At 65.2% G+C, this 19,410-nt stretch carries 15 protein-coding genes and 1 pseudogene; 6 read left to right on the top strand and 10 right to left on the bottom strand.

Annotated elements, in window-relative coordinates:
* Nucleotides 1-158: 158 nt before the first annotated feature.
* Nucleotides 159-1,361, bottom strand: a complete 1,203-nt coding sequence (locus ACPUD7_RS09880) for an IS110 family transposase (RefSeq protein WP_135541428.1) — start codon at nucleotides 1,359-1,361, stop codon at nucleotides 159-161.
* A 435-nt stretch (nucleotides 1,362-1,796) separates the two neighbouring features.
* Between ACPUD7_RS09880 and ACPUD7_RS09875 the strand changes: the two genes are divergently transcribed.
* Entirely contained in the window at nucleotides 1,797-3,224 is a 1,428-nt protein-coding gene (locus ACPUD7_RS09875) for an FAD-binding oxidoreductase (RefSeq protein ID WP_425119781.1), read from the top strand.
* Here the strand turns inward: ACPUD7_RS09875 and ACPUD7_RS09870 are convergent.
* From ACPUD7_RS09870 to coaA, 3 genes are all read right to left on the bottom strand, one after another.
* Nucleotides 3,193-4,899 (bottom strand): AfsR/SARP family transcriptional regulator, encoded by a 1,707-nt coding sequence (locus tag ACPUD7_RS09870; RefSeq protein ID WP_425119780.1) that lies wholly within the window; start codon nucleotides 4,897-4,899, stop codon nucleotides 3,193-3,195. The two genes, ACPUD7_RS09875 and ACPUD7_RS09870, sit on opposite strands and share 32 nt — an antisense overlap.
* A 295-nt stretch (nucleotides 4,900-5,194) precedes the next feature.
* Nucleotides 5,195-7,057 carry an ABC transporter ATP-binding protein gene (locus ACPUD7_RS09865; protein ID WP_135540233.1) on the bottom strand — a complete coding sequence of 621 codons (1,863 nt, stop codon included), beginning with the start codon at nucleotides 7,055-7,057 and terminating at the stop codon, nucleotides 5,195-5,197.
* A 367-nt stretch (nucleotides 7,058-7,424) separates the two neighbouring features.
* Nucleotides 7,425-8,462, bottom strand: a complete 1,038-nt coding sequence (gene coaA, locus ACPUD7_RS09860) for a type I pantothenate kinase (protein WP_135540231.1) — start codon at nucleotides 8,460-8,462, stop codon at nucleotides 7,425-7,427.
* A 21-nt stretch (nucleotides 8,463-8,483) separates the two neighbouring features.
* Between coaA and ACPUD7_RS09855 the strand changes: the two genes are divergently transcribed.
* The 3 genes from ACPUD7_RS09855 to ACPUD7_RS09845 all read left to right on the top strand — a co-directional run bounded on the left by ACPUD7_RS09855 (nucleotide 8,484) and on the right by ACPUD7_RS09845 (nucleotide 11,092).
* Nucleotides 8,484-8,624: a hypothetical protein gene (locus ACPUD7_RS09855; protein WP_425119779.1), complete on the top strand. Its 141-nt coding sequence runs from the start codon at nucleotides 8,484-8,486 to the stop codon at nucleotides 8,622-8,624.
* A gap of 47 nt (nucleotides 8,625-8,671) precedes the next feature.
* Nucleotides 8,672-10,546, top strand: a complete 1,875-nt coding sequence (gene glmS / locus ACPUD7_RS09850; protein WP_425119778.1) for a glutamine--fructose-6-phosphate transaminase (isomerizing) — start codon at nucleotides 8,672-8,674, stop codon at nucleotides 10,544-10,546.
* A 75-nt stretch (nucleotides 10,547-10,621) separates the two neighbouring features.
* A complete protein-coding gene (locus tag ACPUD7_RS09845; RefSeq protein ID WP_425119777.1) occupies nucleotides 10,622-11,092 on the top strand; it encodes a holo-ACP synthase in 471 nt (156 codons plus the stop codon).
* A gap of 39 nt (nucleotides 11,093-11,131) precedes the next feature.
* Here ACPUD7_RS09845 and ACPUD7_RS09840 read toward each other — a convergent pair whose 3' ends face one another.
* The 5 genes and pseudogenes from ACPUD7_RS09840 to ACPUD7_RS09820 all read right to left on the bottom strand — a co-directional run bounded on the left by ACPUD7_RS09840 (nucleotide 11,132) and on the right by ACPUD7_RS09820 (nucleotide 15,574).
* The gene (locus tag ACPUD7_RS09840; RefSeq protein WP_101639115.1) at nucleotides 11,132-11,899 is read right to left on the bottom strand and encodes an ABC transporter permease; all 768 of its coding nucleotides are present in this window, start codon (nucleotides 11,897-11,899) and stop codon (nucleotides 11,132-11,134) included.
* Between the two features lie 3 nt (nucleotides 11,900-11,902).
* Nucleotides 11,903-12,652, bottom strand: a complete 750-nt coding sequence (locus tag ACPUD7_RS09835; protein ID WP_240689855.1) for an ABC transporter permease — start codon at nucleotides 12,650-12,652, stop codon at nucleotides 11,903-11,905.
* A gap of 2 nt (nucleotides 12,653-12,654) precedes the next feature.
* Nucleotides 12,655-13,560, bottom strand: coding sequence for an ABC transporter ATP-binding protein (locus ACPUD7_RS09830; RefSeq protein WP_101639117.1), 906 nt, complete (start codon nucleotides 13,558-13,560; stop codon nucleotides 12,655-12,657).
* A 111-nt stretch (nucleotides 13,561-13,671) separates the two neighbouring features.
* Nucleotides 13,672-14,342 (bottom strand): annotated as a pseudogene (locus tag ACPUD7_RS09825) (response regulator).
* The gene (locus ACPUD7_RS09820; RefSeq protein WP_101639118.1) at nucleotides 14,339-15,574 is read right to left on the bottom strand and encodes a sensor histidine kinase; all 1,236 of its coding nucleotides are present in this window, start codon (nucleotides 15,572-15,574) and stop codon (nucleotides 14,339-14,341) included. Before ACPUD7_RS09820 ends, ACPUD7_RS09825 begins: the two are co-directional and overlap by 4 nt.
* Nucleotides 15,575-15,646: 72 nt before the next feature.
* On the opposite strand from ACPUD7_RS09820, the gene ACPUD7_RS09815 reads away from it, so the two are divergent.
* Both ACPUD7_RS09815 and ACPUD7_RS09810 read left to right on the top strand, forming a co-directional pair.
* The gene (locus ACPUD7_RS09815) at nucleotides 15,647-16,963 is read left to right on the top strand and encodes a M20 metallopeptidase family protein (protein WP_425119776.1); all 1,317 of its coding nucleotides are present in this window, start codon (nucleotides 15,647-15,649) and stop codon (nucleotides 16,961-16,963) included.
* 103 nt (nucleotides 16,964-17,066) lie between these two features.
* Nucleotides 17,067-18,686 carry an NAD(P)H-hydrate dehydratase gene (locus ACPUD7_RS09810; RefSeq protein WP_135540227.1) on the top strand — a complete coding sequence of 540 codons (1,620 nt, stop codon included), beginning with the start codon at nucleotides 17,067-17,069 and terminating at the stop codon, nucleotides 18,684-18,686.
* 16 nt (nucleotides 18,687-18,702) lie between these two features.
* Here ACPUD7_RS09810 and ACPUD7_RS09805 read toward each other — a convergent pair whose 3' ends face one another.
* On the bottom strand, nucleotides 18,703-19,380 hold the full coding sequence (locus ACPUD7_RS09805; protein ID WP_135540225.1) for a hypothetical protein: 678 nt from the start codon (nucleotides 19,378-19,380) through the stop codon (nucleotides 18,703-18,705).
* Between the last annotated feature and the right edge of the window lie 30 nt (nucleotides 19,381-19,410).

The raw sequence follows: 19,410 nt of genomic DNA, 5'->3' as shown, positions 1-19,410 counted from the left end.
CGGGTGGTCACGACTGGACACAACGAGTCGATGGGCAGAAATCGTGGCCACCAGCGGGCAGTTTTATTGGCCACCAGTGGGCAATTCTCGTGGCCGTCTATGGGCAGTTCCTACTGACCGTTGACACGAACTGGTCAGGCACTTCGTGACCGGTCGGTTCAGGCGGCGGTCGCCGCCTCGGGTGCGTGGAAGTAGGCACCGTCGCGAAGCATCGCGTACAGGACGTTGCAACGACGGCGAGCCAACGCGATCAACGCCTGATTGTGCTTCTTATGCTCGGCGCGCTTCTTGTCGTAATACGCCCTCGACAATGGGTCCTTCAACGCCGCGAAGGCCGACAAGAACAGAGCCCGCTTGAGGATCTTGTTCCCCCGCCGCGACGAGTGGTCTCCCCGAATCGATGTCCCTGACCGCCAGGTCACTGGTGCCAGTCCGGCATAGGATGCGAGGTGTCCGGCGGATTCGAAGTCCTTACCCACGACCTCGGTCAGGATCCTCGCCGCGGTCCTGACGCCGACTGCCGGCATCGACGTCAGGAGCCCGAAAAGCGGATGCGTTTTCACCAGTTCCTCGATGCGCACCAACACCTCATCCCGCGACGCACGTATCTGCGCCAACGAGTTCGCCAACTGCGGCAGCACGAGTCCCGCCGCGTCCGTGCCCGACACCACCACGGTCTGCCCGTCCAAGGCGGTGAAGATCGCCGCGGCCCACCGCTTCCACGCCCTGGGCGCCTGTCTACGCAGCAGAGTCTCGACGCGGTGTTTGCCGGCATGCCGTAGCGCTTTCGGTGTCGGGTACTTCGCCAACACGGCCAGCATGGCGGGATGATCCAAGTGCGGGCCGATGACGGTCTCCAACCCGGGGTGGATCTGGGTGAGCAGTCCGCGGATCCGGTTCGACGTGGCCGTTGCCTGTTTGGCGAGGTCATCGTCGTAGCCACACAGCATCGACAACTCGGCGACGTTCTCATCCGCCACCCGGATACCCCGCAGAGTGTGGGGCATCGTCCTGGCGGCTTCAGCGATGATCGCGGCATCGCGTGCATCCGTTTTCGCCTCACCCGGGTGTAGGTCGGCGATGCGGCGCATCGCCAACCCAGGCAGATAGGCGACCGTGATGGACTCGGCTTGGGCGACCGCGACCGGCAAGGCGCCGATAGTGGCGGGCTGGTCGACGACCACCAGCAGAGTTCCGTGCTTGCGCAGCCGGCCAAGCAAAGCCCGGAGTTTCGTTTCGTTCTGCGGCAGAGCTTTTGACAGTAACTGTTTGCCGTCGCGGTCGAGTGCGACGGCGTGGTGGTTGTGTTTGCCGACATCGATGCCGATGAATACGTCGATGTCAGCGTGGTTGGTGATCATGTCACTCATCTTCTTCGACTCATGTGACCGAATATTTGGTTGTGGTTCGGCTGGCCGGTACTGCTGGATGGCTCCTGGGCTCGGCATCCACGTTACGGTCGGGCTCAAGGCATGTGTTCTGCCAGTGGTTCTGGCCCCTATCAGCGATTTCCCTGGTGCCTTCGAACCCCGGTGACTACACCCCCCGGATCATGATGACTGGGGGCATCAATCATGCCGGGGTCCTCAGGCCAGCGACCCCTTTCTATCCTGACGGATGAAGGGGCTACTTAAAAGGTAACGGGGGCTTCCGGGAGCGGGCAGCACGACGAAAGGCTCCGCTCGCCGACGTAAGCGAGATGTAAGCGCCGCTTGCGAGGATCGAGCCATCCGACGACGGATCAGAGTCGACCGCCGTCGGTACAGAACTTCACATCTTCCAACGATCGGAGATCTATGACTCTGCAATCCCAGCCGGTCCTCACCGATGTCGCACGTGAGGATACGACCGATTCAGCCTCCGAACTGGCCGCGATGGTCGAGCCGGTGACGATCTATCTTCCCGGCGATGCCGGGTACGACAGTGCCAGAACGCTGTGGAACACCGCCGTCGATCTGCTGCCCGCAGCGATCGCGGAACCGACCACCGCCGCCGAGGTGTCCGCTGTCGTCACCGCCTCACGACAGCTCGGACTGAAGGTCGCCCCGGTGAGCACGGGTCACAACGCAGGCCCGTTGGTCCAACACGACCTCGTATCGACCGTCCTGGTCAAGCTCTCCGCCATGACCGCGGTCGAGGTCGATCCGTCGATAGCGATGGCGAAGGTGCAGGGCGGAGCGCTGTGGGGCGACGTCATCGACGCCGCTGGTCGCCACGGTCTGGCTTGCCTGCATGGCTCGTCACCAGATGTCGGAGTCGGCGGATACCTGCTCGGCGGCGGAATCTTCCTGTACGGGCGCAGACTCGGAATGGCCACCAGCAGTCTCACCGCCGTGGAGATCGTCCTGGCCGACGGCTCCCTGATCCGTGCGGACCATCGTCAGCATCCGAGTCTGTTCTGGGCTCTGCGCGGGGGAGGCGGCAGCTTCGGCATCGTCACCTCCTTCGAATTCTCGCTGTATCCGCTGGAGACCGTGCACGCAGGAATGATGGTCTGGGACATCGACGACGCAGACCGGGTCGTACGTGCCTGGGCGAAATGGGCACATGGCGCCCCCGATGAGATCACCACCTCGATGCGCATCCTCAATCTCCCGGAGGCCCCGGACATCCCGGAATCGGTGGGAGGTCGCCCGGTCGTCTGCATGGACGGCGCCGTCCTGGGAAGAGAAGATCAGGCCGACAGCATTCTCGCTCCGCTCAGGGCACTGTCCCCGCGGGTCGATACCTTCGACCAGGTGCCGCCCAGTGCGATCGCCCGCCTCCATATGGATCCTTTGGGGCCGACCCCGGTCACCGGCGACACGGCCCTGCTGGGGCGCCTGACGGATGAGGCGGTAGACGCGTTCCTTGCCGAAGTCGGACCCGGAACCGAGCACGCTCTGCTTTCGGCGGAGCTGCGTCAGCTCGGGGGAGCCCTATCACGGCGAAATCCCGACGGCGGTGTGCTCAGCCGATTGGACGGGAGTTTCCTGCTCTTCGGTGTGGCGATCGCCGACACTGCGGAGAACGAAGCGCGCGGACATTCGGACGCTTCCCGTCTGGTTCGAACGATGTCGCCATGGAGCACGGGGCGTCGGTACCTCAACTTCGCCGAAGAACCGGTCGACGTCGGTGACAATTACGGTGAACGCGAATGGCTGACGCTGACGAGGGTGAAGAGCGCCTACGATCCTGAGAATCTGTTCGCAGCTAATCACCCAGTGCCGCTGGCTCACAGGTGATCCCGGTGCCTGCACCCGGACTCGCCGCGGTGCGGTGTGTGAACGGTACCGGGAAGTCGATGCGGCGGTAGTGAGACTGCGCCTCACGTCGGTGGCGGAGAGCGGACGGTGTATCCCCCATCTGCTCTTCCGCCTCGGCGAGGCGTGCGGCGGCTCGACCGGCGAAGAGCCAGTAACCGGACCACTGTGCCAGTTCGAGTCCGGCTCGGGCGTGCACGATCGCGGTCTTCGGCCGCCCCCACATCAACTGGGCTTTGGCCATCGACGCATGGGTACCGGCGGCCAAGGGGATGCGCATCGTCTCGTGAGCGCACAGGAGAGCGGTTCGGTACCAGTCGAAGCACTCGACATCGCCCGCATCACGTTTCGAACAGGCGACATCGAGCAGAAGCGGCCCCTTATCGGTTTCGGCACTGGCCCGTCGGGCGATGTCCAAAGCGGTGAGAGCTCCGACCACGGCATCGTGCTGTCGACCGGCCCTCCTGTCGATCTGGCTTCGGGTCCGCCACCACATGACTTGGCGTGCCATAGGCCCGGTCGGCTCGCCTGCGGCGGTCAGTGACTCCTCGGCTCGATTCAGTCGAGACATGTGGGTGAGGACCAGGGCCCGGATGATCCGCAGCATCGCGTCGGTTCCCGTCGTTCGCCCGTCGAGCCTCGACGCCTCACCGAGGAGGCGCAGAGCCCGGCGCAGGTCGCCGATCAGCGCCATGACTGCCACCATGTCCCGGAGCAGGATCGCACACTGATTCTCGTGTCCCAGCCCCGAGTGGAGGGCCTCCAAACGCTCCAGCACGGTCAGTGCCTCATGGGGTCGACCTGTGGCCATAAGGATGTACGCGAGTTCTCGACGCAGCACCGATCCGCGCATCGTCGGATCGGTCTCGTCCTCGCTGCAGGGAATGAGCTCACCGGCCGGGTCGACGATGGCGAGGTCGGAGCGGATCGCCTCTTCCCGCAGACGCGAGAGCGGCTGGTGAGGGGCGCACAGGTCCGGGGCCGAATCGAGCCCCAGGTCCGCGAGAGCGCGGTTGACCTGCGTGAATGCTTCGGGCAGTTCCGTGGCCCGCCCCGTCTGCTGCAGTGCCGACAATCGCAGAACCTGTGCGTGCTCGTTCTCCGGCTGTTCTTGTGTCAGCAGAGTGAGCAGCCTGAGCGCCGTGCGACCGTCGCCGAACTCCAGATGGAATTCGGAGCACTTCTCCCGCACCTGTGTGTACAGGTCCCTGAGCTCGGACTGCCAGGCTGCGGTCTCGGGCAGGTCGACGCCGGGAAACGGTTCGCCCTCCCACAGGGACGCAACGCGTTCAAGGTGGCGGAGGGTCTCGAGATCGTGATCGGGCAGGTCACCGGCAAGAGCGGATCGAGCGCTGTGTTCGAAGCGCCATGCATCGACGGCGGACTGTGCGAGATCGAGGCGATAGCCGTATGCCGAACTCAGCAGAACGCCGTCTCCCAACTGCCGGCGCAGTCGGTGGATTTGGACGTGGAGGCGCGTGTGAGCACGTTCGGACCATCCGTCCGGCCACAGGGCTTCGACGATGAGCGATGCCGGCGTCCATGCCCGGAGCCGGAGAACCAACAGAGACAGGAGGGCTCGCTGGGTGCGCCCTTGTACCCCTCGGGCCACACCATCATGGAGAATCTCCACGCGCCCCATTACGCGCAATTCCATCCGATCAGCGTAGAGGCATAAGACACCAGGAGGAATACCTCGACGAACCTCACGAGCTTTCGGGCTGTTCGTTGTCCCGTCGTCCGCCGGTTTCCTATCTCAGCAGTCGATGATCGGAGCGAGGCAGAGGAAGAATACGACGACGATCACTGCCATGTGACAGCCATCAGCAAGCGATCGACGAGCAGCCATCAGCGAGCTGTCGACGAGCAGCCATCAGCGAGCTGTCGACGGCTGCGTTGGAGTGTGCCTGTGGAGTGATGGCGAGTCGCTCCGACGCGCGGGCCGTCGACGCTCAGCTCGACGCGAACTGGGTGGCGTAGAGCTCGGCGTAGCGGCCGCCGCGGCCGACGAGTTCCGCGTGCGAACCGGATTCGACGATGCGCCCGGCCTCGACGACGAGGATCGTATCGGCCTGCCGGATCGTCGACAGCCGGTGCGCGATGACCAGCGCCGTGCGACCGTGCATCGCCTGAGCCAGCGCCCGCTGAATCGCCGCCTCGTTCGTCGAGTCCAGCGCCGAGGTGGCTTCGTCGAGGACGACGATCTCCGGGGATGCGAGCAGCATCCGGGCGATCGTCAGTCGCTGACGCTCACCGCCGGACAGACGGTACCCGCGCTCGCCGACGACCGTGTCCAAGCCGTCGGGCAACGCATTGATGACGGTTGACAGCTGCGCCCGGTCGATCGCCTCGAGCATCTGCTCCTCGGTCGCGTCGGGGTTGACGAGCGCGAGGTTCGCCCGGATGGACTCGTGGAAGACATGACCGTCCTGAGTGACGACGCCGACGGCGTCGCGCAGATCGGAGAATGACAGGTCGCGGACATCCACCCCGCCGATCCGGACAGACCCGCCGGTGGTGTCATACAGGCGCGGCAACAACGAGGCGATCGTCGACTTGCCGGCACCCGAAGAACCGACGAGAGCGACGGTATGTCCTGCGGGGATCGTGAAGCTCAGGTCGTGGATGACTTCGTCGCCGCCGCGGGAATCGAGCACGGAGACGTCTTCGAGGCTGGCCAGGCTGACCTGAGAAGCGCTGGGATACGCGAAGTCGACGTGATCGAAGGACACGTCCAACCCGCCGGCCGGCAGCGCACGCGGCTTCTCGGGTTCCTTGAAGTAGGGCACGAGGTCGAGGATCTCGAACACGCGCTGGAACGACACGACGGCACTTTGGATGTCCAGGCGTGCGTTCGCGAGCATGGTCAGTGGAGTATAGAGCCGGGTGAGCAGCAGTGCCAGGGTCACGACCTGCCCGGCATTGAGGTTGCCGAGGACGGCCTGAGCACCTCCGACACCGTAGACCAGGGCGAGGGCCAGAGCCGATACCAGCGTCAGCGAGGACACGAACGTCGACTGCAGCATCGCGACCTTGACGCCGATGTCGCGGACCTGACCGGCACGGTCGGCGAACTCCTCGTTCTCCTTGCGCGGATTGCCGAAGAGCTTGATCAATGTCGCACCGGCGGCCGAGAACCTCTCGGTCATCCGCGTGGACATGTCCGCGGAGTTGTTCGCGGCCTCGAACTGCAGAGAGGCGAGCTTCCCCGAGAGCATACGGGTGGGGATGATGAACAGGGGCAGCAGGAGGATCGACATCACCGTCACCTGCCAGGAGATCGTGACCATCACACCCACGGTCAGCGCCAGGGACACGAAGTTCGACACGATTCCCGACAAAGTGTTCGAAAACGCCCGCTGCGCGCCGATGACATCGGTGTTGAGCCGGGAGACCAGGGCGCCGGTGCGGGTGCGGTTGAAGAAGGCGATCGGCATCGACTGCACATGGTCGTACACGGCCGTGCGCAGATCGAAGATGAGCCCCTCACCGATGCGGGAGGACAGATACCTGTTCGTGATCGAGATCGCGGCGTCGGCGATCGCCAGACCGCCGATGGCCACAGCCAGCCACACCACTGTCGATACGGGCCCGCCGCCGGTGATGGCGTTGACGACGTCACCGGCGAGCACCGGGTTGAGCACGCCGATTCCCGCTGTGAGGACGGAGAGGACGAGGAAGACGATGAGCTTGCGCTTGTGCCGGGTCGCGTACGCGGCGATCCTCCGGTAGATGCCCGGCTGGATGGTCGTCTGCGGCGTCTTCTGGTTCTTGACCGAGGAGTACATCACACGGTGCGCGGAAGGCATACTCATAGTGGGTCCCTTTCTGCTGCCGAAGCGACCGAGACTGCGCAGGACGCAGCCGATCGGAAACGAGGCACTCGAACGGGTCGAGAGATCCCGCAGAGTTGCGCCGCACCTACGCTGATGCGGGGATCGCCCGCATCCGGTCGTCGCTGAGGGCGGGTGGCCCTCCGGCGGAGAGTAAAACAGTGCACACAGTGCAACTGCGCGAGGGGTGAAACTATTTCCTCACCCGCCGGCGACCCCGCTCACACCAGTCGCGAGCCGCGCCCGAGCACCGCCTAGAGCCGCGCCCGAGTACCTACCTCGAGGCGAGCCGAGCACCTACCTCGAGGCGCCCGAGCACCCACTCCGGTGGCCGCCCGAACACCGCGGCTCACAGCTTGCGCAGCTGCACCTTCCGGATCGTGTGGTCGGCGGATTTGTGGAGCACGAGGTCGGCGCGGCCGCGGCTGGGCTGGACGTTCTCGCGCAGGTTCGGGAAGTTGATCGAGTCCCAGATCTCCGTGGCCAGGGTGATCGCTTCGTCGTCGTTGAGTTGTGAGTACCGGTGGAAGTAGGAGTCCTCGTCCTGGAACGCACCGTGTTTGAGCTTGAGGAACCGGGAGATGTACCACTGTCGGATGTCGCGCGACCGCGCGTCGACGTAGACGGAGAAGTCGAAGTAGTCGCTGATCGCCAGCCCTACGGCTCCGTCTTGGCGGGGACGGGCGGGCTGAAGGACATTGAGCCCTTCGACGATGAGCACATCGGGGGAGCGGACGACTACCTCGGCGCCGGGGACGATGTCGTAGGTGTGGTGCGAGTACACGGGCGCACGGACTTCGGGAGCACCGGACTTCACGGCCGAGATGAACTTGAGCAGCTTGCGCCGGTCGTAGGATTCGGGGAATCCTTTGCGGCCGTTGAGGCGGCGCCGGTCGAGTTCGGCGTTGGGGTAGAGGAACCCGTCGGTGGTGATGAGTTCGACGCGCGGCGTGTCGGGCCAGCGGGCGAGCAGCTCACGCAGCACACGCGCGGTCGTCGACTTGCCCACGGCCACGGATCCGGCGACGCCGATGACGAACGGGGTCCGCTTGGCCTCCTGCGGTTCCAAACCGAGTTCGTGCAACGGCGAGAAGAACTCCCGGGTCAGGTCGTGTTTCGCCCGGCGGGCGGAGACGTAGAGGTTGAGCAGCCGAGACAGCGGCAGGTACACCTGGGCCACCTCGTCGAGGTTGATCCGATCACCGAGCCCGCGCAGACGTTCGATATCGCGCTGCTTGAGCGGCAGCGGGGTGGCCTGGGCGAGCGTGCCCCACACCTCGCGATCGAATTCCCAGAACGGGGACGTCGTATCCGGCTCGCTGCGCCGGGCGGTGTAGAGGCCGGCGAGCCGCCGCGCGCGGTCCAGCTGAGGATCGACTTTGCTCATGCGCCCATTGTGTCATGGGTCATGAAAGCCACCCGCGCCGAGGTGGTCCGCCGTTCCGCACCCACCCGCGCCGAGGTGGTCCGCCGTTCCGCACCCACCCGCGCCGAGGTGGCGCCGAGGTCTCCGTCGCACGTGCAGTTCGTCACGTTGACCCGATCGTGACTCGCCGAAATACACGTGATCGGCCGTGAGTGCGTAAAATCTCCCTCATGTGTGGAATCGTTGGCTATGTATCCAAGGCCCCCGTTGACAATGCCGATCATCTGGCGCTCGACGTCGTGCTCGGTGGCCTGAAGAGGCTCGAGTACCGCGGCTACGACTCGGCCGGAGTCGCGCTCGTGACCGACGACAGGCAGCTCGCCTCGGCGAAGAAGGCCGGAAAGTTCTCGGCCCTGACCGAGGAGATCGAGGCCCACCCGCTGCCGGCCGCTCAGACCGGCATCGGCCACACTCGTTGGGCCACTCATGGCGGACCCACCGATCTCAACGCCCACCCGCACCTGGCCGACGACGGCAAGCTCGCGCTCATCCACAACGGCATCATCGAGAACTTCGCCCACCTGAAGAAGGACCTCGTGGCCGAGGGCGTCGAGTTCCTCTCCGAAACCGACACCGAGGTGGCCGCCGCTCAGCTGGCCAAGAACTACCGGGCCACCGGTGACCTCACCGCCGCCATGCGCACTACAGCGACCGAGCTTGAGGGCGCGTTCACCCTGCTGGCCGTCCACGCCGACGCTCCTGGTCAGGTCGTCGCCGCCCGTCGGAACTCGCCGCTGGTCATCGGCCTCGGGGAGGGGGAGAACTTCCTCGGCTCCGACGTCGCCGCCTTCATCGACTACACCCGCACGGCCGTCGAGATCGGTCAGGACGAGGTCGTGACGATCACCCCCGACGAGGTCTCGATCACCGACACGGAGGGCAACCCCGTCGAGGGTGAGCGCTTCGAGGTCGACTGGGACACCGCCTCGGCGGAGAAGGGCGGCTTCGCGTCCTTCATGGACAAGGAGATCCACGATCAGCCGCAGGCCGTCGCCGATACGCTGCTCGGCCGTCTCGACACCGAGGGTCGCCTGACGCTCGACGAGATGCACATCGACGAGTCGGTGCTCAAATCCGTGGACAAGATCGTCGTCATCGCCTGCGGCACCGCCGCCTATGCCGGCCAGGTCGCGAAATACGCGATCGAGCACTGGTGCCGCATCCCCACCGAGGTCGAACTCGCCCACGAATTCCGCTACCGGGATCCGGTGGTGACGGAGAAGACCCTCGTTGTCGCGATCTCCCAGTCGGGGGAGACCATGGACACGATCATGGCCGTCCGCCACGCGCGTCAGCAGGGTGCGAAGGTCATCGCGATCTGCAACACCTTCGGCTCGACGATCCCACGCGAATCCGATGCCGCCCTGTACACGCACGCCGGCCCGGAGATCGCCGTGGCCTCGACGAAGGCGTTCCTGTCCCAGGTCGTCGCCTGCTACCTGCTCGGCCTCTACCTCGCACAGCTGCGCGGCAACAAGTTCCGCGACGAGATCGGAACCATCCTGTCCGAACTGCAGACCATCCCGGAGAAGGTCCAGCGGATCCTCGACGAGACGAAGGAGCAGGTGCTGGCGCTGGCCGACCGCAACCAGGAGGTCGGCTCCGTGCTGTTCCTCGGTCGTCACGTCGGCTACCCGGTGGCGATGGAGGGGGCACTCAAACTCAAGGAGCTCGCCTACATCCACGCCGAGGGCTTCGCCGCCGGTGAGCTCAAGCACGGACCGATCGCACTCATCGACGACGGTCAGCTCGTCATCATCGTCGTGCCGTCCAAGCGCGGCCGCGATTCGCTGCATGCGAAGGTCATCTCGAACATCCAGGAAGTGCGCGCTCGCGGTGCGAACACCGTCGTCATCGCCGAGGAAGGCGACGAGGAGGTCGATCAGTTCGCCTCCGAGGTCATCTTCGTGCCCGAGACGACGACGCTCATGGCGCCGCTGCTGACGACCGTTCCGCTGCAGATCTTCGCGATGGAGCTCGCCACGGCCAAGGGCCTCGACGTCGACCAGCCGCGCAACCTGGCAAAGTCGGTTACGGTCGAGTGATCCGCCTCGGTGCCGGACCAGACGATGTCCGGTCCGGCACCTGAGCAGGTTGGTGTTCTCTGAGGAGGTTCGGTTATGGCGATTCTAGGGATCGGCACTGACATTGCGGATGTGCCGCGCTTCGCCGAGCACATCGAACGGGTGCCTGAACTCCTCGACCGTCTGCTCACCCCGGCCGAGCAGCTCAAACGCAACGGCAAACGTCGCACTGATGCCTCCTTGGCTGCCCGGTTCTCCGCGAAGGAGGCGCTGAAGAAGGCGATCGGCTTCCCCGGATGGCTACCGTGGCAGTCCGCCGAGGTGGTCCCTGCCCGCTCCGGTGCCCCGAGCTTCCGTCTGCGCGGGCTGGTGCTCGAACATTTCCGGGCCATCGGCGGCACGAACATCCACCTGTCGATCACCCACGATGCGCACCTGACGATGACGTTCGTCATCGCCGAGGGGGAGGGGCCGTCGCTGAGTCCCGGCATCGAGGGAGTCGCCGAGCATTTCACCCACTCGATGTACGGCAAGGATGCGCGCCTGGGCGAGGCATCGGAACGCTGATCGCTTCCGGAATACAGGAGCCCCGACGATTCGACCGGCTCATGCTCTGGTGTCAGAACGATTGAGAATCCAGGTGGTCACGATGACGATCACTGCCGTGGCTGCGCTCGAGACCGCCGCGACGAGTCCGGCGGTGCCGACTGAGATGCCTGCAGCGTCGAACGAGGTGTTGCTCGCCTCGACCAGTGACGTGCCCAACTGTGTCGCATAGGTCGCAGTGGCATACGGCACCGCAATGACTGCCGAGATGTCGACCAGCAGGGCGGTTGTCGAGATTCCCGTGGCGACTAGGGCGATGGCTACTGGAGCGGCGAACGAACGGAAGAACGTGGACAGGCCCGACTGCAGTGCTGCGACCGGTACGCAGGCGATGATGACGAGGACGCTGCTCATGAGATATTGGGGTGGCAACATCCCGGGGAGGTCGAAGAGGATCTTTCCGAATCCCACGACGGTGAGGACGAGCACGATCTGCATGAGTGCGGAGAGGACGGCCACCGCGGCGGTCTTGCTGAGCACCGTCGTCGACGTCGGCACCGAGGTGCTCATGAGGGCATTCCAATTGCCGTTCCGGTGCTCGGTCCGCCAGATCAGCGATGCGAGGATGGCGATGCCGACCGGGAGAAGCGCCATCCCATAGAAGCCGATCGACCGGATCCACAGAGTGTGCCACCCGTCATCGAGGCCACTGTCCGCGGCAAGGGAGCTCATCGACCCCGATGCGACAGCGATGACGGGCAGCAGTATGACGACTGCCCAGGCCAGAGAGCGTTGGAGTTTGATGAATTCGATGTTGACGTACCTCATGGCTCATTCCTCCCGGCGGTCAAATCGGGCGGTGATCAGTGAGAACAGGCAGACCCCGACCAGCCCCAACAGCATGACCCGGAGGTAGGGGATATCGAGGTAGACGAGATCGGTGCCGATGTAGTCGGCCGGTGCTGTGAGAGCGTAGTACCCCCACGGCGTCAGCATCGCCAGCCAGTCCGGGAGAGCCGAACCGAATACCGCGATGAAGAGGCCGATGACGGCGATTCCCATGCACACCAGCTGGTTTTCGATCGTCGACGACAGCAGCAGATGCGCAGCGAGAACTGCCAGATTGACGACGATGACAGCAGCCGTATACCCGAGCCAATGCTCCAGCGGCAACGGTGAGGTGATCCCGAGCCCGAACCCGATGGCTATGAGGATGAGACTCTGGAGCACGGTCGCTGCGGTGACGAGGGCACCGAGGGCAAGGAACTTCGACCGGCACATCCTGCCTGGAGTCACCCCCGACGTTGCCGACAGCAGCCAACCATTGCCCGCGTGTTCGGCCTCGACCTGACGACTGGCGATGGCCGCGATGACCAAGGGTGAGATGAGGCCAGCTGAGAATCCGAGACCGGCCAGGAGGATCTTCCACGGGAATCCGGCAGGATCGCCGAGTTGAGCCGTCATGCCCGATGCCAGGCCGCGAAACGCCGTGAGGCCGACGACTCCGGTGAGGAGGACGAGGACAAGAGCGCCCACCCGGAGATGACGCATCTTCGCGAATTCGTTGACGACGAGTCTCATTCTCACAGCCCACCAGCCTTCGTCAGATCGATGAAGACGTCTTCGAGTGTCTGGTCATCGCGGCGCACCTCGAAGACGTCGACGCCGGCGTGGACGAGAGTCGAGACTGCGCGAGCCGTCGCAGCATCATCGGCTTGAGCGATTCGTGTCGCCCTGCCGTCGGTGCGGCAATCCAGAGACTGCCGCAGCATCGACTGCGCAAAGCGGGGATCGGACGTTTCGATGATGACGTCCGGCCTCGAGGCGGCCATGAGCTGGGACCGGGTTCCTTGGAAGAGCAGACGTCCCTCCGACAGGATTCCGAGCGTGGTCGCCGTCTTGTCGATCTCTCCGAGAAGATGGCTGGAGACCATGACCGTCACCCCGGAGGCGGCGAGGTTCCTCAGCAGTTCGCGGATCTCCTCGATGCCGGCCGGGTCGAGGCCGTTTGTCGGCTCATCGAGGATTAGCAGCTGCGGCTGTCTGGCCAATGCGAGTGCGATGCCCAGGCGCTGCTTCATTCCCAGGGAGAAGTTGCGGACGCGCTTTCCCATCTGGCTGCGAAGGCGGACGGTGTCGACAGCCCAATCGATCTGTCGCTGCGGCAGGTCCAGGAGGCGCTGCATGATCCGCATGTTCTCCCGACCCGTGAGGTGCCCGTATCCCGGAGGGGCCTCGATGAGCGATCCGACGTGGGCCAGCAGACGACGCCGCGAGGTACGGGTCATCGGCTGTCCCATGATCAGCACGTCCCCGTGTGTCGGGCGGATGAGCGAAAGCAGCATCTTCATCGTCGTCGACTTGCCGGAGCCGTTGGGTCCGAGGAAGCCGTAGACGCAGCCGTGCGGTACGCGGAGGCTGAGGTCGTCGACGACGGTACGGGATCCGTAGCGTTTGGTCAGGTGCGCTGTTTCGATCACATTGCTCATGACTCAACCGTCGCGAAGACGGGCGCAGCAGCACATCGCCCGGGAGACATATTCTGCCCCTATGTCTCACGGCATAGGGAGCCGAACCGCTGCCGTCAGTGGCGGAGACTTTCAGTACGTCGCAGCACGCACCAAGCCGGAGTTGAAGGCGGCGATGACGATCTGCACCCGGTCTCTGGCGTCGAGCTTCGTGAGGATGTTGCTGACGTGGACTTTAACTGTGCCCGGTGCCAGGACGAGCTCCTCGGCGATCTCACCATTGGACAGTCCCTGGGCGACGAGGCGGACGACGTCCTTCTCTCGGGAGGTCAGTTCCGAGAGCGCAGCGTCGTTTCCCTCGTCGATCGTCTTGTCTTCGTCCGCGGTTGTGAAGCGTTCGAGCAGTCGGCGCGTCGTGCTGGGAGCCACGACGGCGTCCCGGCGTGGACGTGTCTGATGGCGGAGACAAGTTCCTCAGTGCTCGCGTCTTTGAGGAGGAAGCCACTGGCACCAGCATGGAGTGCATCGTAGACGTACTCGTCGAGGTCGAATGTCGTGAGTATGAGGACTTTGGGAGGGGCGTCGAGTCCGCAGATGAGTTCGGTGGCCACGACCCCGTTCATCGATGGCATGCGCACATCCATGACGACGACGTCGAAATCCTCTTTCTGCGCCAGCTCGTAAGCCTCGGCGCCGTTCTCAGCTGATCCGGCGATGGTGAGATCCGGTTGGCCGCCCAGAACCATCTCGAAGCCTCTGCGGATCATTTCCTGATCATCGACGAGCAGGATGCGAATGGTCATGACCGACGACCTCCGATCGGCAGTACGGCGTGGACTTCGAAACCGTGGTGTCTTCGGAATCCCGCGTGCAGAGTGCCATCGTAGGCGCTGACTCTTTCCCTCATGCCCACGAGGCCGTGTCCGTTCTTCTGACGTTCGTGGTTCGCCGATGTTGAGTTCCCGTTATCGGTGATGCGGATGGCGACCTGGTCGCTGGTCTGATCGACTCGGACGTGCACCTCGGTCAGCTGAGTGCCGGCGTGCTTGCGCACATTGGTCAGCGCCTCCTGGACAATGCGGTACACAGCCAGGCTCAGGCCCTCAGGCAGGGGAGAACGTTCGCCTCGATGATCGAGTGTGGCCGGAAACCCTGCTGTCTGCGACTCCGCGACCAACTGTCTCAGCTGGTCGATGCCGGGTTGGGGAGCCGCATCGGCGGAATCATCGGTGCGAAGCACTCCGAGCATGGTGCGCATCTCCCGGAGGGCGCTGCGTCCCGTGTCCCGGACGTCCTCCATGGCGGTCTTCGCCTTGGCGGGCTGGGAATCGACGGACGCCGCGGCTCCATCGGCCAAGACGGAGACGACGCTGAGGCTGTGCGAGACGACATCATGTAGTTCGCGGGCGATGCGCTCTCGTTCCTGCGCGGCAACGATCTGCTGCTGGACCTGTGCTTCGCGTTCGAGCTGCTCGGCGCGTTCACGAAGGGTGTGCTCATGGTCGCGTCGGACTCTCACCAGGGCACCCCACGTGCTAGTCCACACGGTGATGGCGATGAGCACGCCAACGTCTCCGACCGACATGTACCCGGCGTTGACCGGGGCGGATGTGGCGAAGATGAGGATGATGATGACGGCAGTCGTCGCGGGAACGGAGATGTGCCAGCGGAATCGCGAAGACAAGGCGCAGAGGGCGAAGAGGACCATGACATCGGCGATCATCATCTCGACGCCGATTGCGAGATGAACCGCGGCGACGAGGCTGATGGTGACGAACACCGTCAGCGGGCGCCTGTGCCTCAGAAGGTAGGGAGCGCAGAGTCCGACGGAGAAGAGCAAGCCGAGACCGGGCCACATGTCCTCGGGCACCGATGAGAACTGAATCGGGAGGTTGTAGACGAAGACGACCAACACGATGATCGAGTTGATGACGAACGGATGAGCGTCGAACCACGATCTGATGGAGTCATAGCGACGGTGCCCGCTGGGTGGTGAGCCAGCAGGTGGCGAGGGACTGCTCCATCGTTGCCTCATCGCCACAAGCCTAACGTGATCGCGGTGGAGGGCGAGGAACCGCGATCTGTGCGAGGGCAATAGACTCGGGACATGAGCTCACTTCCCAACAACGCCGCCACTGCCACCACCACCGCCGACGCCGCCACCCACCCGATCCCGGCTCCCACCGAGGCGGCCGCCCCCATCCACCTGCCCACCGCCGAGGACGCCGCGGACATCGCGCCCGGCCTCGTCACCCTCCGCCGCGCACTCCATGAGAACGTCGAGGTCGGACTCGACCTGCCGGTCACGCAGAAGCTCGTCCTCGAGGCCATCGAAGGCCTCGACATCGAGGTGAGCACGGGAGAGAATCTGTCCTCGATCATCGTCGTACTCCGCGGCGGCGCCCGGAAGACCGACTCGACCGGGGGCGTGCCCGCCGTGCTGCTGCGCGGGGATATGGACGGGCTGCCCGTGAACGAGGCGACCGGATTCGACTTCGCAGCCACCTCGGGGAGGATGCACGCCTGCGGTCACGACCTGCACACGGCCGGGCTCGTCGGTGCACTCAAACTCCTCCACCGCGACCGCGAATCCCTGCCCGGTGACGTCGTGTTCATGTTCCAACCCGGCGAGGAGGGCTTCGACGGGGCCGGGAAGATGATCGACGAAGGCGTCCTCGACGCCGCCGGACCCCGCGTCAAAGCCGCCTTCGGCATCCACGTCTCTGCCGACGCCGACCTCGGAGTCGCCAGCTCCCGCCCTGGGTCCTATATGGCGGCGTTCTCGAAGATGACGATCACCGTCCACGGCAAAGGCACCCACGCCTCCCGCCCGGCCACCGGCAAGGACCCCATCCAGGTCGGAGCGATGCTCGTCGGCCAGCTGCAGGAGTACGTCACCCGCCGCTTCGACATCTTCGCTCCCCTCGTCGTCACCGTCGGCCAGTTCAACGGCGGCACCGCCCCGAACGTCGTCCCCGACTTCGCGACTCTCGTCGTCAGCGTCCGCACGTTCTCCGAAACCGTGACCTCCCGCGCCGAGGCAGAGCTGCCCAACCTCGTCCGTGACCTCGTCGCCGCCCACGGGCTGTCCGCCGAGGTGGAATACGAACAGATCCTTCCCCCGACGATCAACAATGACGCCGAAGCCGAATTCTTCCTCTCTACCTTCACCGAACTCTTCGGTGAGGAGCGGACCGTGCGCAAGGCCAACCCGCTGCCCGGCTCCGAGGACTTCTCCCGCGTCCTCGACGCCGTGCCCGGCGCCTATGGGCACTTCGGTGTCGCGCTGCCGAACCTGCCGGTCGACGAACGAGAGGCCAACCATTCACCGCGCGCTCGCCACAGCGATGACGGCCTGGCCGACCAGGCACTGTTCCTCGCCCACTTGGCCGGTCGCCGGCTGGCACAGCTGGCCGAAAACTGACCCGGCAGTCTGGTCTGGAAAGTGGAAACGGCATACGGTGCAGGGACAGGTCCTATGCAGGGCGACGTCGAATCAGCAGCCGTGTCATGAAGAGGAGCAGTCGATGAGCGTGTTCGCCTACCCGAGCGAGATCATCCGGGAAGCCGAGGTGCCTCTGCTCGAGGCCGGCGTCCCGCTCATGGCCCGTGCGGCCCGGGCGCTGGCGAACATCGGCATCGACACGCTCACCACCCACCTCGGTCAGGTCGCCGGAACCAGGGTGTGCGTGCTGGCCGGTCCGGGCAACAACGCCGGGGATGCGCTCTTCGCCGCATCGACTCTGAGCAGGCGCGGTGCCGCCGTCACCGCCATCACACTCTTCGACCGCACTCACGACGAGGGGCTGACCGCCGCACGCCGTGCCGGAGCACAGGTCATCGCGTTTACGACGGCCGAGGCGAGCGCCGCTCCCACCAGCGCCGCTCCCACCAGCGCCGCTCCCACCAGCGCCGCTTCCACCTCCGCCGAGGCGGCTGGCCCCACTTCCGCCGAGTCTGCCCGCGCGGACGCGTACCGCGAACTCTCCCGCGCCGATCTCGTCCTCGACGGCATCCTCGGCACCGGCGGCAGGCGCGGACTGCCCGACCACATCGCGAAACTCATCGCCGTTTGGGCCCCGCACCGCACCGGGAGCCTCATCGCCGTCGATGTGCCCTCCGATCTCGACCCGGATCCCGACGACGCCGAGACCCGCCTGCATGCCGACCGCACCGTGACCTTCGGCGGATTGAAAGCCGAACTCATCGACCCGCGCGTGCACGAGTTCACCGGCAGGATCGACGTCATCGACATCGGCCTGGGACTCGATACAGATCTCGCTGTCGCCGAGCTGCTCGACTCAGGTGACCTCAGATCGGACTTCCCCCGGCCGCAGGAGAGCGGCCACAAATACTCCCGCGGCGTCGTCGGGGTCCTTGCCGGTTCCGAAGACTATCCGGGTGCGGGCGTGCTCACGACCACCTCGGCGGTGAGCACTGGGTCAGGTATGGTCCGCTATCTCGGCTCCCCGCTCGTCGCCGAGTACGTCCTCGGCCTCCATCCCGAGGTGGTCAGCTCCTCCGGACGGGTCAACGCCTTCGTCTTCGGGCCCGGCGACCCCGAAACCGAATTCGTCCAGGCCGCGGTCGACGCCCTCGGCGAATCACACATTCCCGTGGTCATCGACGCCGGCGGACTCGAGATGATCGGGCGAGCCGAGGCGATGGTCGGCACCTGGATGGCCGAGCGGCCGATCATCATCACCCCGCACGCCGGCGAGCTGGCCCGACTGCTCAGCCGACTCCTCGGCGAAATCATCACAGCCGGCCGCATCGGACAGGACCCGGTCGGGTGGGCCCGGCAGGCCGCGCAGCTGACCGGAACGATCGTGCTCCTCAAGGGCCACCACACCGTCATCGCCGCTCCCGACGGTCTGGTCGTCCTGCCCGAGCCGGGTCCGGCGAGCCTCGCCACCGCCGGGTCCGGCGACGTACTGGCCGGGATCCTCGGCACGCTGACCGCGACCGCATCGGCACGGCACCGCTACGACGGCGATGACCTGCCCGTCCCGAACCGCGAATGGGCGCGGCTGGCCGGTCTCGGCGTGCTCGTGCACAACGCCGCCGGAGGGCGGGCCGTCACCGCCTCCGGGTTCGCCGATGCCCTCACCGAGGTGGTCGAGGAACTCATCCACGGCACCGACTGAACCGTGGGCCTCCGTCTCAGTGGATGAGGATCTGCGTCTCCGTCGATCCCTCCCACTTCATCGCCTTGACGAGGCTGGACTCGTACATCGATACGCAGCCGGCGGTCTTCATCGACTCCGTGTTCGCGTGCAGGAAGATCGCCGACCCCTTGCCTGGAGTGCGGGCCTCGTTGTAGCCGATGACCTGGGCATACTTATACGGCTTCGGCTGGTAGAGCGATTCGCCCTCGTATCCTTCCGACTTCAGCTGCATCGTGTTGTAGCCCTCGGCCTTCGTCGCGTCGCCGTCGACCCACACATGATCACGGGTGACCTTCGTCCAGGCCTTCTGCAGGCCCGGGTTCGCCGAGGTGCCGAATCCGTCGCGCATCCAGAACACTCCCTTCGGAGTCTTCCCGTCGCCTTCGCTCTTGCTCGACGTCGTTCCGTCAGAGCCGAGCCGCGCCTTGTAGGGACCGCTGTCGCGAACGTACCGGTCGCCGGATTTACTGCACAGGTAGATATCGGCGGTGATCGTCGACCGCTGCTTGACCTCGATGGCTTTCGCCGCCGTGACCGATTCGTTCGCCTCGACGCCGGTGCAGTGCTTCGCGGCCGCCTCAGCGGGGCCGGTCTGTCCGGTCACCGTGAGGACCGCCGCGAACATGACGGTTGCGATCACGATCGCGATGGTGCGACCTGATGTGGTGTGCATGATGTCTCCTTCTTCATCGAACGGTTCTGC

Source organism: Brevibacterium sp. FAM 24630 (assembly GCF_049804075.1).
Classification (GTDB): domain Bacteria; phylum Actinomycetota; class Actinomycetes; order Actinomycetales; family Brevibacteriaceae; genus Brevibacterium.
Note: the sequence above shows the minus strand (reverse complement) of the source record. Positions and strands in the feature narration are given on the sequence as shown.

Excerpts from the sequence above, each read along its gene's own strand:
- ACPUD7_RS09880 (WP_135541428.1), bottom strand. The coding sequence starts at position 1,361 with ATGATCACCAACCACGCTGACATCGACGTATTCATCGGCATCGATGTC.
- ACPUD7_RS09875 (WP_425119781.1), top strand. The coding sequence starts at position 1,797 with ATGACTCTGCAATCCCAGCCGGTCCTCACCGATGTCGCACGTGAGGAT.
- ACPUD7_RS09870 (WP_425119780.1), bottom strand. The coding sequence starts at position 4,899 with ATGGAATTGCGCGTAATGGGGCGCGTGGAGATTCTCCATGATGGTGTG.
- ACPUD7_RS09865 (WP_135540233.1), bottom strand. The coding sequence starts at position 7,057 with ATGAGTATGCCTTCCGCGCACCGTGTGATGTACTCCTCGGTCAAGAAC.
- coaA (WP_135540231.1), bottom strand. The coding sequence starts at position 8,462 with ATGAGCAAAGTCGATCCTCAGCTGGACCGCGCGCGGCGGCTCGCCGGC.
- ACPUD7_RS09855 (WP_425119779.1), top strand. The coding sequence starts at position 8,484 with ATGAAAGCCACCCGCGCCGAGGTGGTCCGCCGTTCCGCACCCACCCGC.
- glmS (WP_425119778.1), top strand. The coding sequence starts at position 8,672 with ATGTGTGGAATCGTTGGCTATGTATCCAAGGCCCCCGTTGACAATGCC.
- ACPUD7_RS09845 (WP_425119777.1), top strand. The coding sequence starts at position 10,622 with ATGGCGATTCTAGGGATCGGCACTGACATTGCGGATGTGCCGCGCTTC.
- ACPUD7_RS09840 (WP_101639115.1), bottom strand. The coding sequence starts at position 11,899 with ATGAGGTACGTCAACATCGAATTCATCAAACTCCAACGCTCTCTGGCC.
- ACPUD7_RS09835 (WP_240689855.1), bottom strand. The coding sequence starts at position 12,652 with ATGAGACTCGTCGTCAACGAATTCGCGAAGATGCGTCATCTCCGGGTG.
- ACPUD7_RS09830 (WP_101639117.1), bottom strand. The coding sequence starts at position 13,560 with ATGAGCAATGTGATCGAAACAGCGCACCTGACCAAACGCTACGGATCC.
- ACPUD7_RS09820 (WP_101639118.1), bottom strand. The coding sequence starts at position 15,574 with ATGAGGCAACGATGGAGCAGTCCCTCGCCACCTGCTGGCTCACCACCC.
- ACPUD7_RS09815 (WP_425119776.1), top strand. The coding sequence starts at position 15,647 with ATGAGCTCACTTCCCAACAACGCCGCCACTGCCACCACCACCGCCGAC.
- ACPUD7_RS09810 (WP_135540227.1), top strand. The coding sequence starts at position 17,067 with ATGAGCGTGTTCGCCTACCCGAGCGAGATCATCCGGGAAGCCGAGGTG.
- ACPUD7_RS09805 (WP_135540225.1), bottom strand. The coding sequence starts at position 19,380 with ATGCACACCACATCAGGTCGCACCATCGCGATCGTGATCGCAACCGTC.